Annotated in this window: 1 protein-coding gene; it reads left to right on the top strand. The window is 40.4% G+C overall.

What is annotated here, in order from left to right; translation table 11 throughout:
* Nucleotides 1-220 precede the first annotated feature (220 nt).
* A complete protein-coding gene (locus KIV40_RS26690) occupies nt 221-466 on the top strand; it encodes a hypothetical protein (protein WP_005529750.1) in 246 nt (81 codons plus the stop codon).
* Nucleotides 467-644: the final 178 nt, after the last annotated feature.

Below are 644 nucleotides of genomic sequence, written 5' to 3' on the forward strand. Positions count from 1 at the left end.
GAAGAGATGGAAGCGCACGTCAAATATCTCAAATAGTTCAAATAACCTGCCCCTCCCCAAGGCCCCAAACTGATTATCGAGTAATCGTTTGCTTACCTTATGTGTGAAGTAATGTCATGGTTCTGTCATTCACTTCACACTAGGTTCAAATTGTCATAAATCTTTCACTTTGGTTTGATTAAATCCACGCACAATTTTCGTGTTGGATAGAGTTTGGATCTTGAGATTAAAAGAGACCACGTTAAGTGAAAATACATTGACCAATTTGAAAGCGGTCGAATATCAATGGGTGCGCACCATGTATGTAGAAGGTTATAACGAAGAGGAAATTAACCACTACATTCAAACCTGTTTTGGTGGTGATACCACATTTGCCGATCTTTTCCGACGCGTCGCATTACAACAAGAGAGTTTATACACACTGCTTCAATATGTAGGCTGTGCGCCTTCAAGCCGAGAGTTTTAGCCTCCTCCCTTTTTGTTACGCCATTTATTCTTTCAAATAACCCTACACTAATTATGTGAAGTCGTACGCACGGCATTCTTCCGATGCTGTGTAATCGATTGCAAACTGGTTGGTCTGTATACACAATATGAAAACGCAGTGACTCTGTAGGTATAAAAAAACCTGAGTCTAGACTCAG

Source organism: Vibrio sp. D173a (genome assembly GCF_030248475.1).